16 protein-coding genes are annotated in these 18,849 nt (G+C 42.9%); 10 read left to right on the forward strand and 6 right to left on the reverse strand.

Features of this window, described 5'->3' with window-relative positions:
• Positions 1 to 19 precede the first annotated feature (19 nt).
• Positions 20 to 646, forward strand: coding sequence for a restriction endonuclease (locus IGI89_RS08080; protein WP_016621684.1), 627 nt, complete (start codon positions 20 to 22; stop codon positions 644 to 646).
• Between the two features lie 144 nt (positions 647 to 790).
• On the opposite strand, the gene IGI89_RS08085 is transcribed toward IGI89_RS08080, so the two are convergent.
• Positions 791 to 1,690 carry a LysR family transcriptional regulator gene (locus IGI89_RS08085; protein WP_005234023.1) on the reverse strand — a complete coding sequence of 300 codons (900 nt, stop codon included), beginning with the start codon at positions 1,688 to 1,690 and terminating at the stop codon, positions 791 to 793.
• A 236-nt stretch (positions 1,691 to 1,926) separates the two neighbouring features.
• Here IGI89_RS08085 and IGI89_RS08090 point away from each other — a divergent pair, with 236 nt between their 5' ends.
• From IGI89_RS08090 to IGI89_RS08125, 8 genes are all read left to right on the forward strand, one after another.
• Positions 1,927 to 2,778: a sugar phosphate isomerase/epimerase family protein gene (locus tag IGI89_RS08090; protein ID WP_005234024.1), complete on the forward strand. Its 852-nt coding sequence runs from the start codon at positions 1,927 to 1,929 to the stop codon at positions 2,776 to 2,778.
• A 30-nt stretch (positions 2,779 to 2,808) separates the two neighbouring features.
• A complete protein-coding gene (gene aroE, locus IGI89_RS08095; protein ID WP_438735514.1) occupies positions 2,809 to 3,657 on the forward strand; it encodes a shikimate dehydrogenase in 849 nt (282 codons plus the stop codon).
• Between the two features lie 87 nt (positions 3,658 to 3,744).
• The gene (locus IGI89_RS08100; RefSeq protein WP_101699334.1) at positions 3,745 to 5,028 is read left to right on the forward strand and encodes an MFS transporter; all 1,284 of its coding nucleotides are present in this window, start codon (positions 3,745 to 3,747) and stop codon (positions 5,026 to 5,028) included.
• Positions 5,029 to 5,143: 115 nt separating this feature from the next.
• Positions 5,144 to 6,472 (forward strand): hypothetical protein, encoded by a 1,329-nt coding sequence (locus tag IGI89_RS08105; protein ID WP_005234027.1) that lies wholly within the window; start codon positions 5,144 to 5,146, stop codon positions 6,470 to 6,472.
• Positions 6,473 to 6,489: 17 nt separating this feature from the next.
• Positions 6,490 to 8,610 carry a hydantoinase/oxoprolinase family protein gene (locus IGI89_RS08110; protein WP_438735515.1) on the forward strand — a complete coding sequence of 707 codons (2,121 nt, stop codon included), beginning with the start codon at positions 6,490 to 6,492 and terminating at the stop codon, positions 8,608 to 8,610.
• A gap of 12 nt (positions 8,611 to 8,622) precedes the next feature.
• Positions 8,623 to 9,291, forward strand: a complete 669-nt coding sequence (locus tag IGI89_RS08115; RefSeq protein ID WP_438735516.1) for a hypothetical protein — start codon at positions 8,623 to 8,625, stop codon at positions 9,289 to 9,291.
• 87 nt (positions 9,292 to 9,378) lie between these two features.
• Complete coding sequence (locus tag IGI89_RS08120) at positions 9,379 to 10,218, forward strand: SDR family NAD(P)-dependent oxidoreductase (protein WP_438735850.1); 840 nt, start codon at positions 9,379 to 9,381, stop codon at positions 10,216 to 10,218.
• A 138-nt stretch (positions 10,219 to 10,356) separates the two neighbouring features.
• Positions 10,357 to 13,272: an FAD-dependent oxidoreductase gene (locus IGI89_RS08125; protein ID WP_438735517.1), complete on the forward strand. Its 2,916-nt coding sequence runs from the start codon at positions 10,357 to 10,359 to the stop codon at positions 13,270 to 13,272.
• A gap of 532 nt (positions 13,273 to 13,804) precedes the next feature.
• On the opposite strand, the gene IGI89_RS08130 is transcribed toward IGI89_RS08125, so the two are convergent.
• The 4 genes from IGI89_RS08130 to IGI89_RS08145 all read right to left on the reverse strand — a co-directional run bounded on the left by IGI89_RS08130 (position 13,805) and on the right by IGI89_RS08145 (position 16,748).
• Positions 13,805 to 13,972 carry a hypothetical protein gene (locus IGI89_RS08130; RefSeq protein ID WP_005234033.1) on the reverse strand — a complete coding sequence of 56 codons (168 nt, stop codon included), beginning with the start codon at positions 13,970 to 13,972 and terminating at the stop codon, positions 13,805 to 13,807.
• Positions 13,973 to 14,194: 222 nt separating this feature from the next.
• On the reverse strand, positions 14,195 to 14,968 hold the full coding sequence (locus IGI89_RS08135) for an ABC transporter permease (protein WP_005228413.1): 774 nt from the start codon (positions 14,966 to 14,968) through the stop codon (positions 14,195 to 14,197).
• A gap of 5 nt (positions 14,969 to 14,973) precedes the next feature.
• The gene (locus IGI89_RS08140) at positions 14,974 to 15,777 is read right to left on the reverse strand and encodes an ABC transporter permease (RefSeq protein ID WP_008380552.1); all 804 of its coding nucleotides are present in this window, start codon (positions 15,775 to 15,777) and stop codon (positions 14,974 to 14,976) included.
• On the reverse strand, positions 15,774 to 16,748 hold the full coding sequence (locus tag IGI89_RS08145) for an ABC transporter ATP-binding protein (protein WP_005234036.1): 975 nt from the start codon (positions 16,746 to 16,748) through the stop codon (positions 15,774 to 15,776). The genes IGI89_RS08140 and IGI89_RS08145 overlap by 4 nt, the downstream gene beginning before the upstream one ends.
• A gap of 396 nt (positions 16,749 to 17,144) precedes the next feature.
• On the opposite strand from IGI89_RS08145, the gene IGI89_RS08150 reads away from it, so the two are divergent.
• Positions 17,145 to 17,813, forward strand: coding sequence for a CPBP family intramembrane glutamic endopeptidase (locus tag IGI89_RS08150; protein ID WP_034872126.1), 669 nt, complete (start codon positions 17,145 to 17,147; stop codon positions 17,811 to 17,813).
• 46 nt (positions 17,814 to 17,859) lie between these two features.
• On the opposite strand, the gene IGI89_RS08155 is transcribed toward IGI89_RS08150, so the two are convergent.
• Positions 17,860 to 18,651 carry a helix-turn-helix domain-containing protein gene (locus IGI89_RS08155; protein ID WP_008380558.1) on the reverse strand — a complete coding sequence of 264 codons (792 nt, stop codon included), beginning with the start codon at positions 18,649 to 18,651 and terminating at the stop codon, positions 17,860 to 17,862.
• Between the last annotated feature and the right edge of the window lie 198 nt (positions 18,652 to 18,849).

Here is an 18,849-nt window from a genome sequence, read left to right on the forward strand (position 1 = left end):
AATCAAGAAAGGAAGAGGCATGTTTTCATTTAAGAAAAAGAAGGAAGTCATTAATTTCCCAGAACTAAGCAACCATAATGAACGTACATACCCGAAAAAATTGAAAAAGATTGTGGCTCAATTAGAAACCTGTAAATCAGAGGATTTGAATTATATTGCTGAATGTATTTTACAAAAGATGGGATATACCGTCCAAAACATCGATGGTTACAAAGATGGTGGTATTGATGTGTATGCTTTTTCTAATAATAAAAAGGCAATAGCGGTCCAATGTAAAGCCTGGAATCCGCAAAAAACAACGGAGCGGATCAGTAAGCCACTCGTTGCCGCATTTAAAGGGATTTTTCCAGACAAAGGGTTTCCCAATGGGCTTTTCATCACTACACATTTTTTTACAGATCAAGCATTAGAAATAGCCGGTGATAATCTACTGTTGGTTGATAGAAAAAAACTGATTGAGCTTCTTGCACATTTTTATCCAGAGATGATCAGTGAGTTGTTTTATTATAAAACCTTGACGGAATTAGAAGAATGCAAGAGTTGTAAAAATGGGAAGAAGTTGAAACTCTACAATAAGAAGAAGCGCAATTATTACTATATCTGCGAAACGTGCGGTGAGTATAGCTCTTTTAATTATTCGTCATGAGAAAAAGAACAAGAGAATAAGCAATAAAAAACAGACATTCCATTAATGAATGTCTGTTTTTTATTAAGTGAAAACGCCAAAAAAAGGCGGGAACATAGTTTTATTCCTATTTTCTAAAGCTTTGTTTTTCACCCACCCAGTCACTCAATAAACGATCTGTTTCGGATTTGCATGGGCCAAAATAAATTCTTTGAAATTGCTGACTACAGGTGGTAAGTAAGTCTCTTTATTGTAGGCTAAATAAAAGTATCGCTCCCAACTGATGCCATTAAGTTTGATTCGCTTAAGGGGCAAAGAGTCAAGCATCGTCATATTGGGAATGATAGCAATCCCCAATCCTTGACTGACTAGTCCAGCGATCACTTGATCGATCTTGACTTCGTAGGCTACTTGATAGCTGACGTTGTTACGCTGATAAAGGTCATCGATGATTTCACGTAAGGCACTTTTTTTGCTGAAAATAATCTGGGGATATTCTGCTAAGTCGTCCAAAGAGACTTCATCAAATTGTGCGAGAGGATGATCCAACGCGGTGATCACGACAAGTTCTTGACTTGCAATCGGGACGAATTCAATGGTTGGTTCATTGGTGATGTAGGAACAAATACCGAGATCATAGCGCAAGGTTTTTAGTCCTTGGACTGTTTCGGTACTGACGCTATCTGAGTGAAATTCAAATTGAATCTTTTTTTCAGGATTTGCTTCAAGAAATTGTTTAGTGATTTTTGGTACGTAAGATGTACCGAGGACTTGCAAAAAAGCAAAGCTGATATGCCCAAAGCCTTTGCTGATTTTTGTTACTGTATCGATACCCGAATCTAAGTTTTCTAACGTTCGTATAACATGTTCATGGAAAATTTTTCCAGGCTTGGTTAGGATCACATTTCGTCCGTTTTTTTCAAAGAGTTGTACACCTAGCTCATCTTCTAAAAGTGAAATGGCATTACTGAGACTTGGTTGTGTGATGTTGAGCAATTTACTCGAACGTGTATAGTGTTCTTCTCTAGCAAGGATATCAAAATATTTTAAATGCTGAAGATTCATAGAAACCTCCTCTAAAATCCTTCTTTTTTTATCAGTATATCACAAGACTTATATCTTTTATCTATAGATCCATAAAGAAAAAACAATTAGAAGTACGGAGAGGGAAAAGCTATAATAACGGTAATAAACATTGTGAATAAAAACACAATTACTGCGGCCGCTTTTTAGTTCGTGTTTTTATTTCCAGCTGTAAACCAAGTAGTAGTTGTTTACAGACTTTTAAAGGGGGAAATAACATGAGAAACATTCCATTGACGATTAGCTCTTACACATTAGGGACAGAGATTAATTTTGAAGACAGAGTGAAGATCGCGAAAGAGGCAGGATACGACGGGATCGGTTTACGTGCGGAGACCTATATGCTTGCTGTGAAGCAAGGCTATTCTGATGAGCGGATGCTTGAAATTCTTGCAGAACATGACATGAAAGTAACCGAGGTCGAATATATCACCTTGTGGGCTGATCCAAATAAAACGATGGAAACACCGGAAACACTGCTGCAACAATTTAAAGAGCAAACGATCTATCATATGGCACGTTTGTTTGGTGTTGGGCACATCAATTGTGGCTTAATGGAAAAATACCCAGCAGAGGTTCATATCCAAGCCTTTAAAGAACTATGTACACGAGCAAAAGAATTAGTCATTGGGTTAGAATTCATGCCTTATAGCGGTGTTCCTGATCTAGCTAGTGCATGGAATATTGTCAAAGAGGCAGATTGTGAAAATGGGATGCTGATCCTAGATACATGGCACTGGGCGAGAGCCAACATGACAGCAGCTGACTTGGAAGGGGTCCCAGCGGAGAAAGTTGTTTCGATCCAAATTTGTGATGTTTTAGAAAGACGATATCCTGATACGATCTTACGGGATGAGTCGATGCACGATCGCTTATGTCCAGGAACAGGATGGGGTGATACCGAAGGCTTCTTACGGGCACTAAAAGCACACGGCATCAAGCCTCGTGTTGTAGGCACGGAAGTGATTTCTGATCCGATTTTAAGTCAAGGCTATCAAAAAGCAGCAGAGCAAAATTACAAAACGAGTATTGAAGTGATCCAAAACGCATGGCCAGAATTGCTTGCGTAAAAAAAAATCAAATAGAAAAGAGGAAATACGATGAGCGAAAAAATTTCGGGAAAAACGAAGCTCTTAGGATTGATCGGTACACCTGTTGGGCATTCTGGTTCGCCAGCCATGTATAATTATGGCTTTGACCAGCTTGATATCGATGCAGTTTATTTAGCTTTTGACATTAAAGAAGACCAAGTCGCCCAGGCGATCGAGGCATTTCGAACCTTCAAAATGAGTGGAAATGTCACGATGCCTTGCAAGACGACAGCGGCAGAATACATGGATGAATTGACCCCCGCTGCAAAAATGGTTGGTGCCATCAATACTATCGTCAATGATGAAGGCAAGCTCGTCGGCCATATTACCGATGGTGTCGGCTTTGTTGATAATCTGCAAGCACACGATGTAAAAATGAAAGATCAAAAATTTGTTGTGATCGGAGCTGGTGGAGCTGCCACCGCGATCCAAGTCCAATTGGCGATCGAAGGCGCAGCCTCCATTGCAATTTTCAACATCAAAGATGCATTTTATGAAAAAGGCAAAGAGACCGTTGCTCGCATTAAAGAATATTACCCTGATCTAGTAATTGATATTTATGATCTGACGGATCAAGCGTTACTTGCTGAAAAAATAAAAGGAGCCGATTGTTTAGTGAATGCAACGACTGTTGGAATGGGTGAAGGAAATACAGCGACACCGATTGCAGACGCAGAGGTACTGCATGCAGATTTGACGGTGGCTGATGCGATCTATAACCCACCAATGACCCAGTTATTGAAAGATGCCAGCGCAAAAGGGTGTAAGACCGTGGGTGGAAAAGGAATGCTGGTGGGACAAGGAAAAGCCGCCTTTAAACTGTTTACTGGCAAGGAACTGCCTGTCAGAGCAAACTAACTAGGGACCGAGTATCCCTTTCCTACGAAAATTTCCCTGTGGGTATTTCGTAGGAAAGCTGGATGTTCTTTTATAAGGAGCGTACAAATGAGAGCAAAAAAGTATATTTTGTCACTGGCAACTATCTATATGTGTTATTTCACTCATGGGATCCAAGCCATTATTTTAAGCCAAAATGCGACTTATTTTTCGGATAAATGGGGCTATACCGATGCTTCTGCAGGAGCCGCTGCGGTATCGTTGGCCATCACTGCGACCGGATTAGGAAAATTTTTGACCGTCTGGATCGGTGGAGAAATTTCGGATAAAGTGGGACGCAAAAAAATGGCGGTCATGGGGGCTGTTTTGTATACGCTATGCTTTTTAGGTCTGTTACTGACGACGAATATGGTGATCGCGTCTGTCTGTGCCTTTATCGCAGGGGTGGCGACTTCTGGTTTCTGGGATGCTGCATTGTATCCCGCTTCTCAAGAAGCAGCACCGAAATATGCGGCTTCAGCAATGATTGGGATCAAGTTTTTTGTTTCTTTGTCAGGGGTTATCTATCCCTTACTTGTGGTAAATTTCATCGGGTCTGGGAATCAGTCGATGGGGATTATTATTCCATTAGTCCTATCGATCGTCTGCACGATTTTAGCAGCTATCGCGCCATTCGCCTATGATGACATGATGAAAGAAAAAGCGGCAACCGTCGATGGAAAAGAAACAAATGCGGTTCAAGAAGAAATTGCGGCAATGAAGGCCAGAATGCTTGTTAAGCCGAATATGGTCGTTAACTTCTTCACAATGTTCTTTGGTTTCATCTGTATGTTCATCATGTACGGCGCCCAACAGTATACCAAAGCGTTTGGTTTGACGAATGCTGGTTTGACTGAGATGCAGTCAGCAGGGCTAACATCGATCTATACTTTTGGCTCAATGGTGGCTGTTTTGTTTTGGGCAGTAATGATGGGGAAATTGCGTTGGAATCCCTTAAAAGTCTTGTTTATTGATACGGTATTCATCGCTCTTGCGTTAGGGATGGTATTAGTGATCCAACATGTCGTAGTGATTTATATCAGTATCGCCTTCTTGGGTTTCTTTGCTGCCGGAGGGGCGTTGCAGACTGGGCTAGGGGTACGACAAATGTTTTGCCCTGGACCAAAAGGTCGAAATACCGGGATCTACTATACTTGGATGGGCTTAGCAAGTACCTTTTTACCTTACATCGTTGCTTCCATGACTCGGTCAGTAGGAGAAACGCAAGCGATTTTTATTATGATGGGCTTATTACTCGCAGCTGCGGTTTTAGCGATCGTCATGATGGTTTATTTGTTACTGCAACACAAAAGAGTATTTGGCTACAGCGCATTTGATAAATTAAAGGACTAAACGTCCTGGAGGATAGTGGCCAACCACTTCCTCCTTTTTCGCTTTTGTTAAACGGCGGCTTTCGCGTATTTGGCTGCAGGTTCAAACGGCGTAATTTGTATGGAGGAGAAGAAGAATGGATAGCTTGATTGGCTTATTACTAGTAGTGTCATTTGGTGGCATGGTTTTTTATTGTATCAAAGGATATAACCTGATGATTGGTTTTATCGTTATGGCAACATTATGGGTGTTGTTGCCGCTTATAGGGAATGTCATTTCACCCAATCCGGCATTTGAAAACCTCCCTTTTACCGAGATGCTGGCACAGGTCTATCAACAGGCGCCAGAACGCTGGGGGGCTTCACAAATGAATATTTTTGTAGGAGCATTCTTTGGTAGGATCTTGTTGGAAACGGGCATTGCGGCAACTATCATTCGTAAGAGTGTGGAACTAGGTGGGGATAGCCCAGCGATTATTCTAGTAATTGTCAATTTGATTACCGGCTTTATCTTTTCATCCATGTCAGGTGCCGGATCTGTCATCGCGATCGCCGTGATCGTATTGCCAATTTTATTTTCGATTGGTATTCCTAAAGTCGTGGCATTCTTTAGTTTTTCGGCTTCCGTTGCAGCAGGTGTTTTCTTAAATCCAATCAATTTCACACAGTATCAAGCCTTTTTTGGCAATGTGAATGGTGGGGTTGATTACACCTATAATGATTATTTTTCGTTTGGATTATTGGCTTTCTTTGTGATGATTCTGGTTTCTTCGATTTTTGCTATTGGGTATTTGAGAGTAGAAAGTTTGACCTATGCTTGGGCGGTTGGAGAAGAACCGAAAGTTCAAGACGTTCCTAGTTTGGCGTTACTTACCCCTTTTATACCGGTCGTAGGAGTCATCATCTTTCAATTTCCAGTGATCTTTTGTTTTATTGGTGCGAGTCTTTATGCCTTGTGGATTTGTGGTGTTTTAAAGGATGGGTTTAGAAAAGATTCTCAAATTTTGACACGTATTTTTGCAGATGGGGTCAAAGATACTGCGACCTTAGTTGCCTTTTGGATGACCCTTGCGATGTTCAATGCAGCTGCAACCTTCGCTGCACCTTATTTTGAATCATTGCTAGGAGGAATCATTCCGACGCATCCCTTAGCGCTTTGTTTGCTTTTTGGTTTTTTAGCTCCCTTGACCTGGTTTCGCGGGCCACTTTCTTTGATTGGTTGTGGGGCAGCGTTATTAGCAGTAATCAGCAATCAAACCAATTATCCTGTGACGTTTTTATATCCGTTGTTCATTTCTAATATGATCGGTATGGGTCATTTTGATTTGACCATTTCTTGGAATGCTTGGGGATTAGGCTTCAATAATATCAATACGAAAGATTACATGAAGGTTGCTTTTTTACCAGGAGTCGTCATTTCGCTGGTTCTTGAAATTGCGACGTTCCTGTTATATAGCCCGATTTAAAAAAGTAGGTGAAAAAAATGAGAAGAAGTGTCCGAATTGGCATTGATGTGGGTGGAACCCATACAAAAGCTGTCGCAATCAACAATGACACGCAAGAGGTGATTGGAAAGTCATCTGTAAAAACGACCCACAAAAGTGAGCAAGGGGTTGCAGAAGGTGTAGTGGCCTCTTTTATTAAGTGTTTAGCCGAAAATCAGATCCAGCCAGATGAAGTGGTCTTTGTCGCTCACAGCACAACCCAAGCCACCAATGCACTCTTAGAAGGAGATGTAGCGAAGGTCGGCATTATCAGTACAGCAAAGGGCGGCGTCGAAGGTTGGCTGGCAAAGTGGCAAACGGCATTAAAAGACATTGATTTAGGTACGGGAAGAAGTATTGAAGTCGTTGCTCGCTTTATTCCTAAAAAAGAGCTTTCAGAAGCAACAATCGAAGCGGCATTAGCAGAACTACAACAGGCACAAGCTCAGGTCATCGTGACTTCAGCAGCTTTTGGTGTAGATGATTTACAAACAGAAGAAAGAATCGCTGAAGTAGCCAAACGAAAGGGCATCGAAGTAACCTTGGCGTCGGAGATGACCAAACTATATGGGTTATCCCGGAGAACCCGTACCGCAGCAATCAATGCATCGATTTTGCCAACGATGCTGGAAACGGCAAATTCAACAGAAAATAGTGTTCGCCAAGCAGGTGTGGATGTACCACTGATGATCATGCGGGGCGATGGCGGGTTGATGGACATTGTTGAAATGAAAAAACGACCGGTGCTAACGATGCTTTCTGGTCCAGCAGCCAGCGTGATGGGAGCATTGATGTATCTGCGAACGTCGAACGGTATTTATTTTGAAGTAGGGGGAACTTCGACGAATCTTGGCGTTATCAAAAATGGTCGGCCAGTCATCGATTACTCAGAGATTGCAGGCCATAAGACGTATGTCAATTCATTAGATGTTCGCGTCCTAGGTGTGGCTGGCGGCAGTATGGTTCGAGTGAACAAAAAAGGCGTGATAGACGTCGGCCCAAGAAGTGCCCATATCGCTGGGGTAGAATATAGTACGTATCTGCCAGAAGAAGAGATCGTTGCACCAGAACTGGAGCTTTATGCGCCAAAAGAAGGTGACCCAGCAGATTATGTTGCAATCAAACTTGCTAACGGGAAACGAATTACGATCACGAATTCTTGTGCAGCGAATGTCTTAGGATATGTCACAAAGGATGATTTTTCCTATGGCAATGCCCATTCGGCCAGAAAAGCCATGCAGCCTTTAGCGAAGTACTTAGAAACGACGGTGGAGGATGTCGCACAGCAAATATTGGATCAAGCAGTCCAAAAAATAGCACCTGTGATTCAATCTTTTGCCCGCAAGTATCAATTAGAGCCTAACCAAATGACTTTAGTAGGTGTAGGAGGAGGCGTCTCTTCACTGATCAAACATGCAGCGAAACAATTGTCGTTGAATTATAAAATACCTGAAAATGCTGAAGTGATTTCATCGATCGGTGTGGCGTTATCCGTCGTTCAAGACGTGGTGGAACGAATTGTCCCGAATCCAACAAAAGCGGATATTGCAGCAATCAAGCAAGAAGCAGCTACTTTGGCGATCGAGAGTGGGGCAACGCCTGATAGTATTGAAGTCTATATTGAAATCGATCCTCAGACGCAAAAAATTACTGCGCGAGCCTCCGGTGCCACAGCTGCTCAAGCCGCTGAGCGTCAAAACCAAATTAACCGTGAAGAAGCGCAAGACATTGCCTATGCTGAGCTGCAAGTTGCTAAAGAAAACGTGGTTTCTTGTGCTACGAGTGAACATTTTTATATTTATGGCGCAGCGACAAAAAAAGGCGATCGTGTTTGTGTCATTGATCATCGAGGCTTTATTCGTGTGCAAAGAGACCATGCAGATGTCGTGAAAACGACGATCCAAAGTTATAGTGAACAAATCGCTCGTCTTTGGGAAAGTATGGCGAACTACCAAAGTGATCTAGTCATCCGGCCAGATTTTTATATTTGTGCTGGACCGCGTCTCTTTGATTTTAGTTCGACAGATTATACCCAATTGATGATGTTGATCGATATTGAATTAAGTCAGTTGATTGGTACAGAAGAGATTATTATTATTGCTGCGAACCGCTTGCAGTAGGCCAAGGAAGGAATGAGATCCGTGAAAGTAGAAGAATTTTGCCAACAATTTTTACACCTATGGTCTCGAGCAACCAATCCTCACCTGCAGCTGTTCAAACAAGACCCCCTTCACGCCAAAGTTGATCCTGCGCAGGCAGAGTCCTTTATTGAAACTGCTGAAAGCATAGGTAAGCAAGAAGCCCGCTGGTATCGAGAGCATCCTCAAGAATTGCAAGGAATCATTGATTCATTAAAGGTCAATGAACTGCCTGAAGCGCAAGCGCAACAGGAGCGCTATACCTTTGCTGTCTATAAAAAAACAGATCATATTATGATTGATCGCAATTTCTTGGCGCAAGCGCAGCATTTTATCGAAGCACAGCAATTAAGCCGATTACTTCCTGCGACGACACTTACGGAATTGGTTTTCATGCATGAAGTGTTTCATGTATTGGAATATCGTAAAAATCTCTGGACCATTCAAAGACAACTGCACTATCAGATAGGTTTTTTGAAAAAACAGGCACGTCTCTATTCCTTGAGTGAGATCGCTGCTGCATCTTTTGTACAGACGTTTTATCAGCTGGAAAATTCCCCTACATTGCTTGCTAGCTGCATAATCTATTGTAAAAATCCTGAGCTCGCTCAAGCGCTCGTTACGACTGCGTTAAAGGAACAAACCATTCACAGAAGCTATTGATCAATGGAAAAAAAGAATTAGTTTCTCTGCTCATATCAAGGTATATTGTTAGTGAAGAATATAACAATATTAGAGGTGGTATAAATGATGGAGCAATCTTGGTTGAATCTTAAGAATGAAGTCGTAGTTATTACTGGCGCTTTAGGTTGTATGGGGAAAAAAATCGCACAGGACTTTGCTGATCAAGGCGCACAACTTGCATTAGTTGATTTGCATGAGGAAAACCTTGCCAACTATGCTGTACAGCTAGCAGATCAATTCGGTGTGAAAGTAAACAGTTATGTCTGCAATTCGACGATCGAAGCGCAGGTAGATGCATTGGCAGAAAAGGTCAAAGAAGATTTTGGCCGCATTGATGTTTTGGTAAACACAGCGGCTATTTTGAAATTTTCATTGCTTGAAGATCTACCATTTGAAGAATGGAAACAAGTGATCGACGTCAACTTAAACGGCTACTTCTTGGTTTCTCAAAGAATCGGGCGAGTGATGATCGCACAAAAATCAGGGCGGATGGTGCATGTCTCAACGATCGCCTCAATCAGCCCTGAAACATATTCTGGTGCGTATAGCCCAAGTAAGGCTGGAGTTAATATGATGTCGAAACAAATGGCTGCAGAGTGGGGGCAGTACGGCCTTCGCAGCAATTGTGTCTTGCCATGCTTTGTGAAGACACCTTTATCCGCAAGCTTTTATGCAGACCCAGAAGTTGAAGAGGGGCGGAAACGTTTAACTGCCAATAAGCGAATCGGCGATGTGCAAGACATTGCTAATGCAGTCCTTTACTTAGCCAGCGAACGTTCCGATTATACGAACGGGCACGAATTACGTGTTGAAGGTGGTTTTGGGATCATGATGGGGGATCAAGTACCAAAACCTGGCGGGCGTAAACAGTATGCCATCAATTCTCGGCCGGAAAATCAAAAATAAATGGGGAAATGAAGTAAGTAATAACTGAATAGGGGAGACACTCATCTTTTCGACTTGTTCGAAAAAGATGGGTGTATTTCGTGATGCCTTAATACATGCGGTCTGACGAAGCAAGCTATTTGAAAGGAACTGATTTTTATGAAAAAAGAATTATTTGAACCGATCAAACTATCTTCTGGCGTTGAACTTAAAAATCGACTCGTTATGGCACCTATGACAACTCAATCTGCTTTTTACGATGGTGAAATAACGGAAGAGATCATTGAATACTATCGCTGTCGTGCCGGTGCAGCTGCGGCAGTGATCGTAGAAAGCTGCTTTATCGAAGAACATGGGCGTGGGTTTCCGGGAGCACTCGGGGTAGATACAGACAAGAAAATTGCTGGGCTCACTAGATTAGCAAAAACCATCAAAGAAAAAGGCTCGAAAGCGATCCTGCAAATTTATCATGCTGGACGAATGGCATGGCCTGAGTACAATGGTGGAGTACAACCGATTTGCGCAAGTCCCGTCGCAGCGTTACGACCAAACGCACCTGTTCCGAAAGAAATGAGTAATGATGAGATCCTAACGATGATTCAACGATTTGGAGACGCGACTAGGCGTGCGATCAAAGCTGGTTACGATGGTGTGGAGATACATGGTGCGAATACCTTTTTGATCCAACAATTTTTCTCGCCCCATTCAAATCACAGAAACGACCATTGGGGAGGCAGTCTGGAAAAAAGAGCGCACTTTCCATTAGCCGTATTAAAAGAAGTACAGCGGGTCCGTCAAGAAGAATCGGTTGAAGACTTTGTTATCGGTTATCGTTTTTCGCCAGAAGAAATGGAAAAGCCTGGGATTTGTTTTGAAGAAACGATGTACTTGTTGAATCAACTAGCGAAAAGCAAGCCAGAGTACCTTCATTTTTCAATGGGAACGTACCGACGAAGCTCTATTATTGATAACGAGAGCAGCGAGCCATTAATTGTGAAGTTTTTAACAATGCGTTCGCCTGAACTTTCGACTATTCCGATTATAGGAGTGGGCTCTATCTTGCAACGAGAAGACGCAGAAGCAGCACTGAAAATTGGCTACGATTTGCTTGCCATCGGGAAAGGATTTTTAGTCGAACCTAATTGGGTTCAGATGATCGCCGAGAAGAAAGTTGTTCGTCATTTTGCTCTTAGTCATGCGCAAAGTGAATTGAAAATCCCAACACCATTGTGGCAGTTTATGGAAGATATGGTCATTGATCCAGAAGAGGAGAAACAAAAGCATGAACGCTTGAAAGAACTCCAAAAGCGGAAAGTCGCTTACCAACCAGGGACATATCTTGTACAAGCCCAAGGACACAATAGTCCGATTGAAATGCAAGTGACTTTTTCAAAGGAAACGATTGAAAAGATTACGATTGATAAAGGCAATGAATCTGAAGGTTTATCTGATTTAGTCTTTACGAGAATTCCGGCTCAGATCATTGAAGGACAAACGCTGAATGTCGATGCTGTTTCTGGTGCTTCTGCTTCCAGTCAAGGGGTGATCGCAGGGGTGGAAGAAGCGGTAAAACTTGCAGGCGCCGATGTAGAGGTCCTCAAAGCACGGCCAAAGCCAGTCGTGGCTTGGTCAGAAGAAGTGGTTGAAGAAGCAGTTGATGTAGTGATCATTGGCTCAGGCGCTGCTGGGCTTGCTGCTGCATTGCGAGCGGATCAGTTAGAACGAAAGGTCATCTTACTGGAAAAATTAAGTTTTGTGGGTGGAGCGATCTCTATTAGTGGTGGAAACCAAATCGTGACTGGTTCGAAACTACAACAGATTGCTGGTGTAAAAGATGATACACCGACAGCAATGGTGGCTGATTTTCTGGAAAACGGGAATGGGCTGAACGATCGAAACCTTTTGACCCTTTTCGCTGAGAACGTAGGAGTAACCACAGATTGGGTCCATGAATACTTAGGTGTAGCCTACGATATGGAGCAAGGGCTGCACGTCCTACCAGAATATCAAAAAAATCGCGAACTTGCTTATCAAGGGGGCGGCGCTGGATTTGCCCAGACCGTCCGTAAAACACTACAGAATAGTGGGGTTCAGGTCTTGCTCCAAACGAAAGCCCAACAGCTACTAGTAGATGATCAAAATAATGTCATAGGCGTCAAAGCCGTCGAAGAATCAGGGAAAACTCATATGATCTATGCCCCAACGGTCATTATGACAACCGGTGGCTATGGGAATAATGCCTCCTTACTCAAGGAAAGATTCAAGCAAATTTTGTATTATGGACCAAAATCTGCCACCGGCGATGGTCTGTTGATGGCAACCATTCCTGCTTTAAAGGCACAAACGCGAGCGATGGATCAAGGAAAAATCTATCCCAATGGATTGGAAATTTCTCAAGGGGTGGCGAAATCAACGATTGGCGGCAATCTGATCGTGTTGAAAGAAAACGGTATTCTAGTGAATCAACTTGGAAAGCGGGTAGTCAACGAACGAGCTAGCAATAAGTTAGTATTAGAAGCATTAGTAAGACAACGCTCGCCAATGCTTTATTTATTGCTAGACGGCAAACATTTTGAGCATTTCAGCCAAGGCGTAGCAGAAGGCGGAATCACCAGTGAAGAGCTGGCTTGTTGGATTGCGCAAGAAGGAAAGGCCACGCCTCGCATCCTTAAAGCAGCCACATTAGAACAGTTAGCCATCAAAGCGCAGATGCCTGTAGAACAATTGATCGAATCAGTGGGTAAATTTAACTACTGGGTAGCGCAAGGAAGAGATGAAGAATTTCACCGTGCACCTGAATACTTGCAAGAACCGATTGGTGCAGGTCCCTATTATCTTATCGAACAAAAGCCTCGGTTTGCGACTACGCTTGGTGGGTTAGCGGTCAATCGTTCGTTGCAAGTTTTGAATCAGCAAAACCAGCCCATTAAAGGGCTCTATGCTGCAGGTGAAGTTGTGGGAGGCGTCATGGGATCAGACTCTCCATCTGGTGCCAATAATGCCTGGGCATTGACTTCTGGGAAATTAGCAGCAGAAGCTGTTTGTGAAGTGACGAAAGGACCGAAAAAAGCGTAGAATCCGCTTTTTCGCTTTATTGTTAAATCGAGAAAACAGCGTCGATGACGGATCAGCTAGGAGAATCCTTCTATAATTCTCTTTCAGAAATTTGGCTAGAATCAGAGCGATTTAGGTCGTTTCTCTAGATAATCAAATCAGCAAAAAAACCAGAACGATCCTTTCGGAGGTCCTGGTTTTTTCGTGTGATTTTAATAAACTTGTCGGTTACGACTGATTGGTCGCCTGTAGCCACTGTCAATCTACTTTGCAAAAAAACATAAGTGGTACATCGTTCTACCTCGGACTTGGAAGAGTGATCGGCGAACGCACGGCATCCACAAAGGTTGCTGCGAAGATGGGGACGATATCACCGACATCAAAGGTGCATATGTTGCTTTCGCTAGACTTGATAAAGAGCAAAAGAACAGCGATTTGTTTGAAGGTGGACACAAATTGTGTGTGTCTATTAGCTTCTAAATCGGGTGTAATGACTAAAACAGCCTCGTTTGTTTCGGTAGGTTCGTAGCCATCTCCCCGTGTTTTTGACAACTTAAAGTGTATTTGAATAGAAGAAAACGTAAGAAATGGCAATCAAGCAAACCAACAATAAACCAGAGAGTGACAGAAAAAGCAGCATGATTCGTTTCTTCTTCAATCCAAGTACAAGTATCACTACATTCAATAGAAAGAAAACAAGTAAAATCGCTAAATATTCCATAACTGGTCCTCTTTTACGTTTTTATTTATCTTACCAGAGATTGCTTGCTTTTCCTAGCCAGTTTTTGTCTTTAAGGGGATAAATATTTACAGTATATCAGTGACGTGATTGCTCAAATAAAAAGCGACTGAGCAATTTTACAATTATCGAAAAGAAAAAGAGCACCAATCATTAGAGGATGCGTCTTCAATGATTGATGTCTATAAGGGCTTCTTGCTTGTTCTACGAACCCGTAGAAATATAATTCTTCAAACCTACTCGCCAAAAGAAGAAGGCGGGAAAGGCAAAGAGCAGACAAACCAACGGTGATAAGATCCACCAAGGATTAGTTACCCGACCAATGACATACAAGAATGGATAATACTGAAACCAAGCCATCGGCACGACGTAGGTCAACAAACGCAAGACGTGTTTTCCGTAGATACTAAATGGGTAGCGACCAAATTCTCGGGCACCATCGGTAAAAATATTCATAAATTCAAGTCCTTGGATCGTAAAGAAGGAAATGGCGGCATACACTAAGAACAATAGGGCGAAAAAGAGGGCGCCGCAGACGATCATTAGAAAAAGAGTCAGGACATTTCCAAAATGCCAAGCAATTCCACTATTGGGAATCGCATACGCAAACAACAGCAAGGCTTGAATAAAACGACCGAGACGAGAGAACTCCATTTTGGAAGCTAAGACTTGAAAGATCAAGGATCGAGGACGCACGAGTGCCCGATCGAACTCGCCATTACTGATCATTTGTGGAAAAAGATCGAACCCGCGAAAGAAGCATTCCGCAATCGAAAAGGCAAACAAAACCGTCGCAAAGGAAAGCAGGACTTCCTCAAAGGTAAAGCCATCCACTTGATGAAACCGGGTAAACATAAACCAAATGCCTAAAAAAGCGGTAAAGGAACCTAAAAATTGTCCCAAAGCAGTTAACACAAAGGAAACCTTATACTGCATCTGACTTTTGAGATGAATACAAAAATAATGCCAATAAACCATATTCCTTAACCTCCTTGCACAACGACACGTTTGAGTGCCTGCTGCAGCCAAATTTTTCCGATCGCGATCAAAAGTACGAGCCAAAACGCTTGTAAGAGCAATGCTGAAACAAGCGCAAAGCCAGTCAGATCCCCGTTGTAAATTCGCAGCGGGACGTTTTGCATGGAAGCAAAAGGCAATAGTTCCACGAATTGGCGAAAAGGCTGTGGAAAGAAAGGCAGAGGAATGACCCCGCCAGCTAAAAATTCACCGATGGAGCTGATGACGATCCGCACCCCGATGGAGGATAATGTATAAAAAGTCGAGATATAGACCAGCTGCGACATAGCGATCACTACACCTAAACTCAGCGCCATAGACAAAAGAAACAAGAACAGGGCAACGATGTTTGCTGGCAGAATCAAGCGATAAGGTGCTGGCAGTAAAAAGGCAATCACAAAAATCGGTCCGCAACGCAAGACGGCTTTTGCTAAGCGATTGGCAGCCGATTGGCAAAACCAGCGATTGTATAGATCCATCGGCCGCACAAGTTCGTAGGCGATCGTCCCTGTGGTGATGGTATTGAAAATTTCTGCCTCAAAGAACCACAACATAAATAAAGACAAGAAGGCTTGCTGGAGCCAAACATAGGAGACGGTTTGTTGAAAGGTCATGGGAAAGGCACTAGGATCTGCTTGGTAAAAGGCGTGGAATGCCAGAATTTCCATCAAGCCCCAAGCTAGTTGCGTAGCCATCCCGGCAATTGCCGCCGAGCGGTATTGCAAGGTATTGATAAAGCGAATGCGGAAAAATGCCTGATACTTCCTCATATTTGATACTCCTGATACAGCTTAGCGACCATTTCTTCGGCGGTGATACTGGCAACGGCCAAATCGGTGATCTCGACTTGATTGCTGAGCAGACTGAGCAGCTGAGCGACCGACACTTCTTTGGGATCAAGTTTCAGAACAAGGCGACCAACGTCTTTTTGAAGCAGCTGGACGTTTTCTGGCAGATGAGGTTCATTCCCTTGATAGTCGATCTCCAGCGTTTTGACATCAGAAAAACGATGCTTTAGTTCATCGAGGCGACCATCCAGCAAAATTTGCCCTTTGCCGATCAACAGAATTCGCTGTGTCAGCGCCTCGATATCTTGCATATCGTGGGTCGTCAGGATGACTGTGGTGCCTTTTTCTTGGTTTCTTTTTTTAATAAACTGACGCACGGCAATCTTTGATACAGCATCTAAACCGATGGTGGGTTCATCAAGAAATAAGATTTTGGGGTCATGGAGTAAGGAGGCGGCGATCTCACAGCGCATACGCTGACCGAGACTCAAGGACCGAGCAGGGGTTTTTAAGATCTCACCTAAATCTAGTAAGGTGACTAATTCTTCTAGGTTGCGCTGATAACTAGCAGCGTCGACTTTGTAGATATCACGGATCAAATCAAAGCTGTCATTGACGGGGACATCCCACCAGAGTTGACTGCGCTGCCCGAAGACGACGCCGATGTCTTTGACATGTTGAATACGTTCTTGCCAAGGCGTACGACCATTGATGTGACAAATGCCTTGATCAGGGGTCAAAATCCCGCACATGATTTTTATGGTGGTACTTTTTCCAGCACCATTAGGCCCGATGTAGCCAACCATTTCGCCTTCATTGATGGTAAAGCTGATGTCTTGCAACGCATGGACGGTGGTGGTTTCACGAGAAAGAAATGCTTTGGCTGCTTGGCGAAAGCCGCTTTTTCGCTTGGACACTTGGAAGGTCTTGCTGAGGTGTTCTACTTGGATCATTTGGATTCACTCACTTTCTTTTGACAAACGCGACAAAAAGAGCATTCGAAATCGAATACTCGCAACGAGTTGGTCCAAACGAACATGGTTGGGGCAGCGGTTCGTCAGCCAAACAAAAGTAGGAACAGTGTAGCATAAGAGAGCGCTTTTTTCAAACACTACTTATATTTTTTTGAGGGCAGCGAAAGAAAAAACGTGGTTTGTTGGATAAAATACGCAAAATAACTGTTTTTATTTTTTATTTGTTGTAAATACTGAGGAAACTCAGTATCATTAGAAACAAGCCGATAGCGGCTAAGCAGTTTCTGGATATATGGGGAACCAAGTGATGGACTGTGTCATGATTTGTCGTAACCCAATCCTGCAAAATGCAATGAGCAAACAATGGAGGAGAGCATGAAAGCAGTAAAGAACTTATTTATTTTGATTGGCTTATTCTTACTAAGTCAAGTAGGGATGACCGTATTCAGTGTGGTAAAAATCTATTATTTGGAAGCAGGAGAGCCGAGGATTCCTGCGATGATGAGCTACGGGTTGATTGCCTTGCTTTTGGCAAACATTGGCCTACTGATGTATTTGGCTCGGAAGCTAGGACTTGCCACCTTTGACTTTGGGTGGTCAACGAAGCGCAACTGGCTATGGATCATCGGTGGTTTTGTTTTAGGTCGAGTCGTTGCTGTTGGTGGTACCATGTATCTGCAGCATATATCCGATCAAGAGGCGACCGCGAATGATGCATTGTTAGGGGAACTGTTTACAGGCGAAAATCCGCTTTTGATCTTCCTATTGATCGCTGTGGCGGCGCCAATCATGGAAGAAATCGTTTTCCGTGGTGGGTTTATCGGCCTTTTATTCAAGAAATACCCGATAGTCGGGATCATTTCAAGTGTAGCCGTTTTTAGTATCATCCATTCCGTCACCAATCTGGTCGAGTTTTTGATCTACGGTGCTATGGGGCTGATCATGGCGTTGATTTATGTAAAAACTAAGCGTCTAGAAACAGCCATCGCCATGCATTTTCTCAATAACGCCTTGGCGGCGATCGCAATGATCTTGCTAGGATAAGAAGTCAGCAAAAAACCACCGATCAAAACGATTCGGTGGTTTTTGTTTACTCTGGCAGTTGTCCTTGTTCAAAGGGTAATTGTTCCAGTTCTTCTGCAGTAAAGAGGAGATCGCCTTCGTCTTCGATAGAAAATGCGTCACCTGCTGCAGATTTTTGATAGGCGCGCGCTTTATTCATATTACGAAGATAAAGATCCTTGTTTGCATTTAATTCTGGTGCAGCTAAATTGTCTTCGCGATTGCTGCGAATGACGATTTTGCTTGTTTGCGTGCCAAAATGAAAACCGTGATAACCCGAAACCATTAATTGGCTGGCATTTTCGCTGCTGTATTCTTTATAACCCGACAGACGGCCCGTTTTTACCATTGGCCGATCGATCGTATAAGTGATCAAGTATTCCGTATCTTCAGGCAGCTGAATCACTTGTCCGGTTTCCTGATTCGTTATCTCAGTGGCAGGCAAGTGGTACTTTTTAATAGAAGTGATCGTTAGGTCTTCTTTTGTGAAAAAGACTGGATCGATCCAAAATCCTGCCAGCAAAATCGTACTTAAGCTAATACTGAGAACAGTCAAAAGGGCGATCAATACGAGGCCAATTCGTTTTCGGTGGGTGGTCAGATTGAGTTCTTGGACCATCTGTTTGTCTTCTTTTAATAAATAGTCCAAGGTCAATTCAAAATAGTTGCTCAGCTTGACTACTTGGTCTAGATCAGGATAGCTCTTGCCGTTTTCCCATTTTGAAATCAGTTGCCGAGTGACAAAAAATTCCTGCGCCAATTGTTCTTGTGTGAGATTTCGTTTGGTGCGTTCTTCTTTAATAATTTTCCCAATATCCATGTGTCTGTTTTGCCTCCATCATTCTTCTTATATTATAGCAAACTCTTTTCTATGCGAACGAGGATCTTTGAAATTAGCGATGCAACAAAGGGTAACATCCTTTATTTATCAATGTTTCTACTTGTTGCACTGTCTTTCTATCCTGGAAGCTTTCCGTGCTGGTCATAAAAAGAAAGGGCCAGTAGAGTGAAGTATGTT

The sequence above is a fragment of the Enterococcus sp. AZ141 genome (assembly GCF_051714385.1).
Classification (GTDB): Bacteria; Bacillota; Bacilli; order Lactobacillales; family Enterococcaceae; genus Enterococcus_D; species Enterococcus_D entomosocium.

Excerpts from the sequence above, each read along its gene's own strand:
- IGI89_RS08080 (WP_016621684.1), top strand. The coding sequence starts at position 20 with ATGTTTTCATTTAAGAAAAAGAAGGAAGTCATTAATTTCCCAGAACTA.
- IGI89_RS08085 (WP_005234023.1), bottom strand. The coding sequence starts at position 1,690 with ATGAATCTTCAGCATTTAAAATATTTTGATATCCTTGCTAGAGAAGAA.
- IGI89_RS08090 (WP_005234024.1), top strand. The coding sequence starts at position 1,927 with ATGAGAAACATTCCATTGACGATTAGCTCTTACACATTAGGGACAGAG.
- aroE (WP_438735514.1), top strand. The coding sequence starts at position 2,809 with ATGAGCGAAAAAATTTCGGGAAAAACGAAGCTCTTAGGATTGATCGGT.
- IGI89_RS08100 (WP_101699334.1), top strand. The coding sequence starts at position 3,745 with ATGAGAGCAAAAAAGTATATTTTGTCACTGGCAACTATCTATATGTGT.
- IGI89_RS08105 (WP_005234027.1), top strand. The coding sequence starts at position 5,144 with ATGGATAGCTTGATTGGCTTATTACTAGTAGTGTCATTTGGTGGCATG.
- IGI89_RS08110 (WP_438735515.1), top strand. The coding sequence starts at position 6,490 with ATGAGAAGAAGTGTCCGAATTGGCATTGATGTGGGTGGAACCCATACA.
- IGI89_RS08115 (WP_438735516.1), top strand. The coding sequence starts at position 8,623 with ATGAGATCCGTGAAAGTAGAAGAATTTTGCCAACAATTTTTACACCTA.
- IGI89_RS08120 (WP_438735850.1), top strand. The coding sequence starts at position 9,379 with ATGGAGCAATCTTGGTTGAATCTTAAGAATGAAGTCGTAGTTATTACT.
- IGI89_RS08125 (WP_438735517.1), top strand. The coding sequence starts at position 10,357 with ATGAAAAAAGAATTATTTGAACCGATCAAACTATCTTCTGGCGTTGAA.
- IGI89_RS08130 (WP_005234033.1), bottom strand. The coding sequence starts at position 13,972 with ATGGAATATTTAGCGATTTTACTTGTTTTCTTTCTATTGAATGTAGTG.
- IGI89_RS08135 (WP_005228413.1), bottom strand. The coding sequence starts at position 14,968 with ATGGTTTATTGGCATTATTTTTGTATTCATCTCAAAAGTCAGATGCAG.
- IGI89_RS08140 (WP_008380552.1), bottom strand. The coding sequence starts at position 15,777 with ATGAGGAAGTATCAGGCATTTTTCCGCATTCGCTTTATCAATACCTTG.
- IGI89_RS08145 (WP_005234036.1), bottom strand. The coding sequence starts at position 16,748 with ATGATCCAAGTAGAACACCTCAGCAAGACCTTCCAAGTGTCCAAGCGA.
- IGI89_RS08150 (WP_034872126.1), top strand. The coding sequence starts at position 17,145 with ATGAAAGCAGTAAAGAACTTATTTATTTTGATTGGCTTATTCTTACTA.
- IGI89_RS08155 (WP_008380558.1), bottom strand. The coding sequence starts at position 18,651 with ATGGATATTGGGAAAATTATTAAAGAAGAACGCACCAAACGAAATCTC.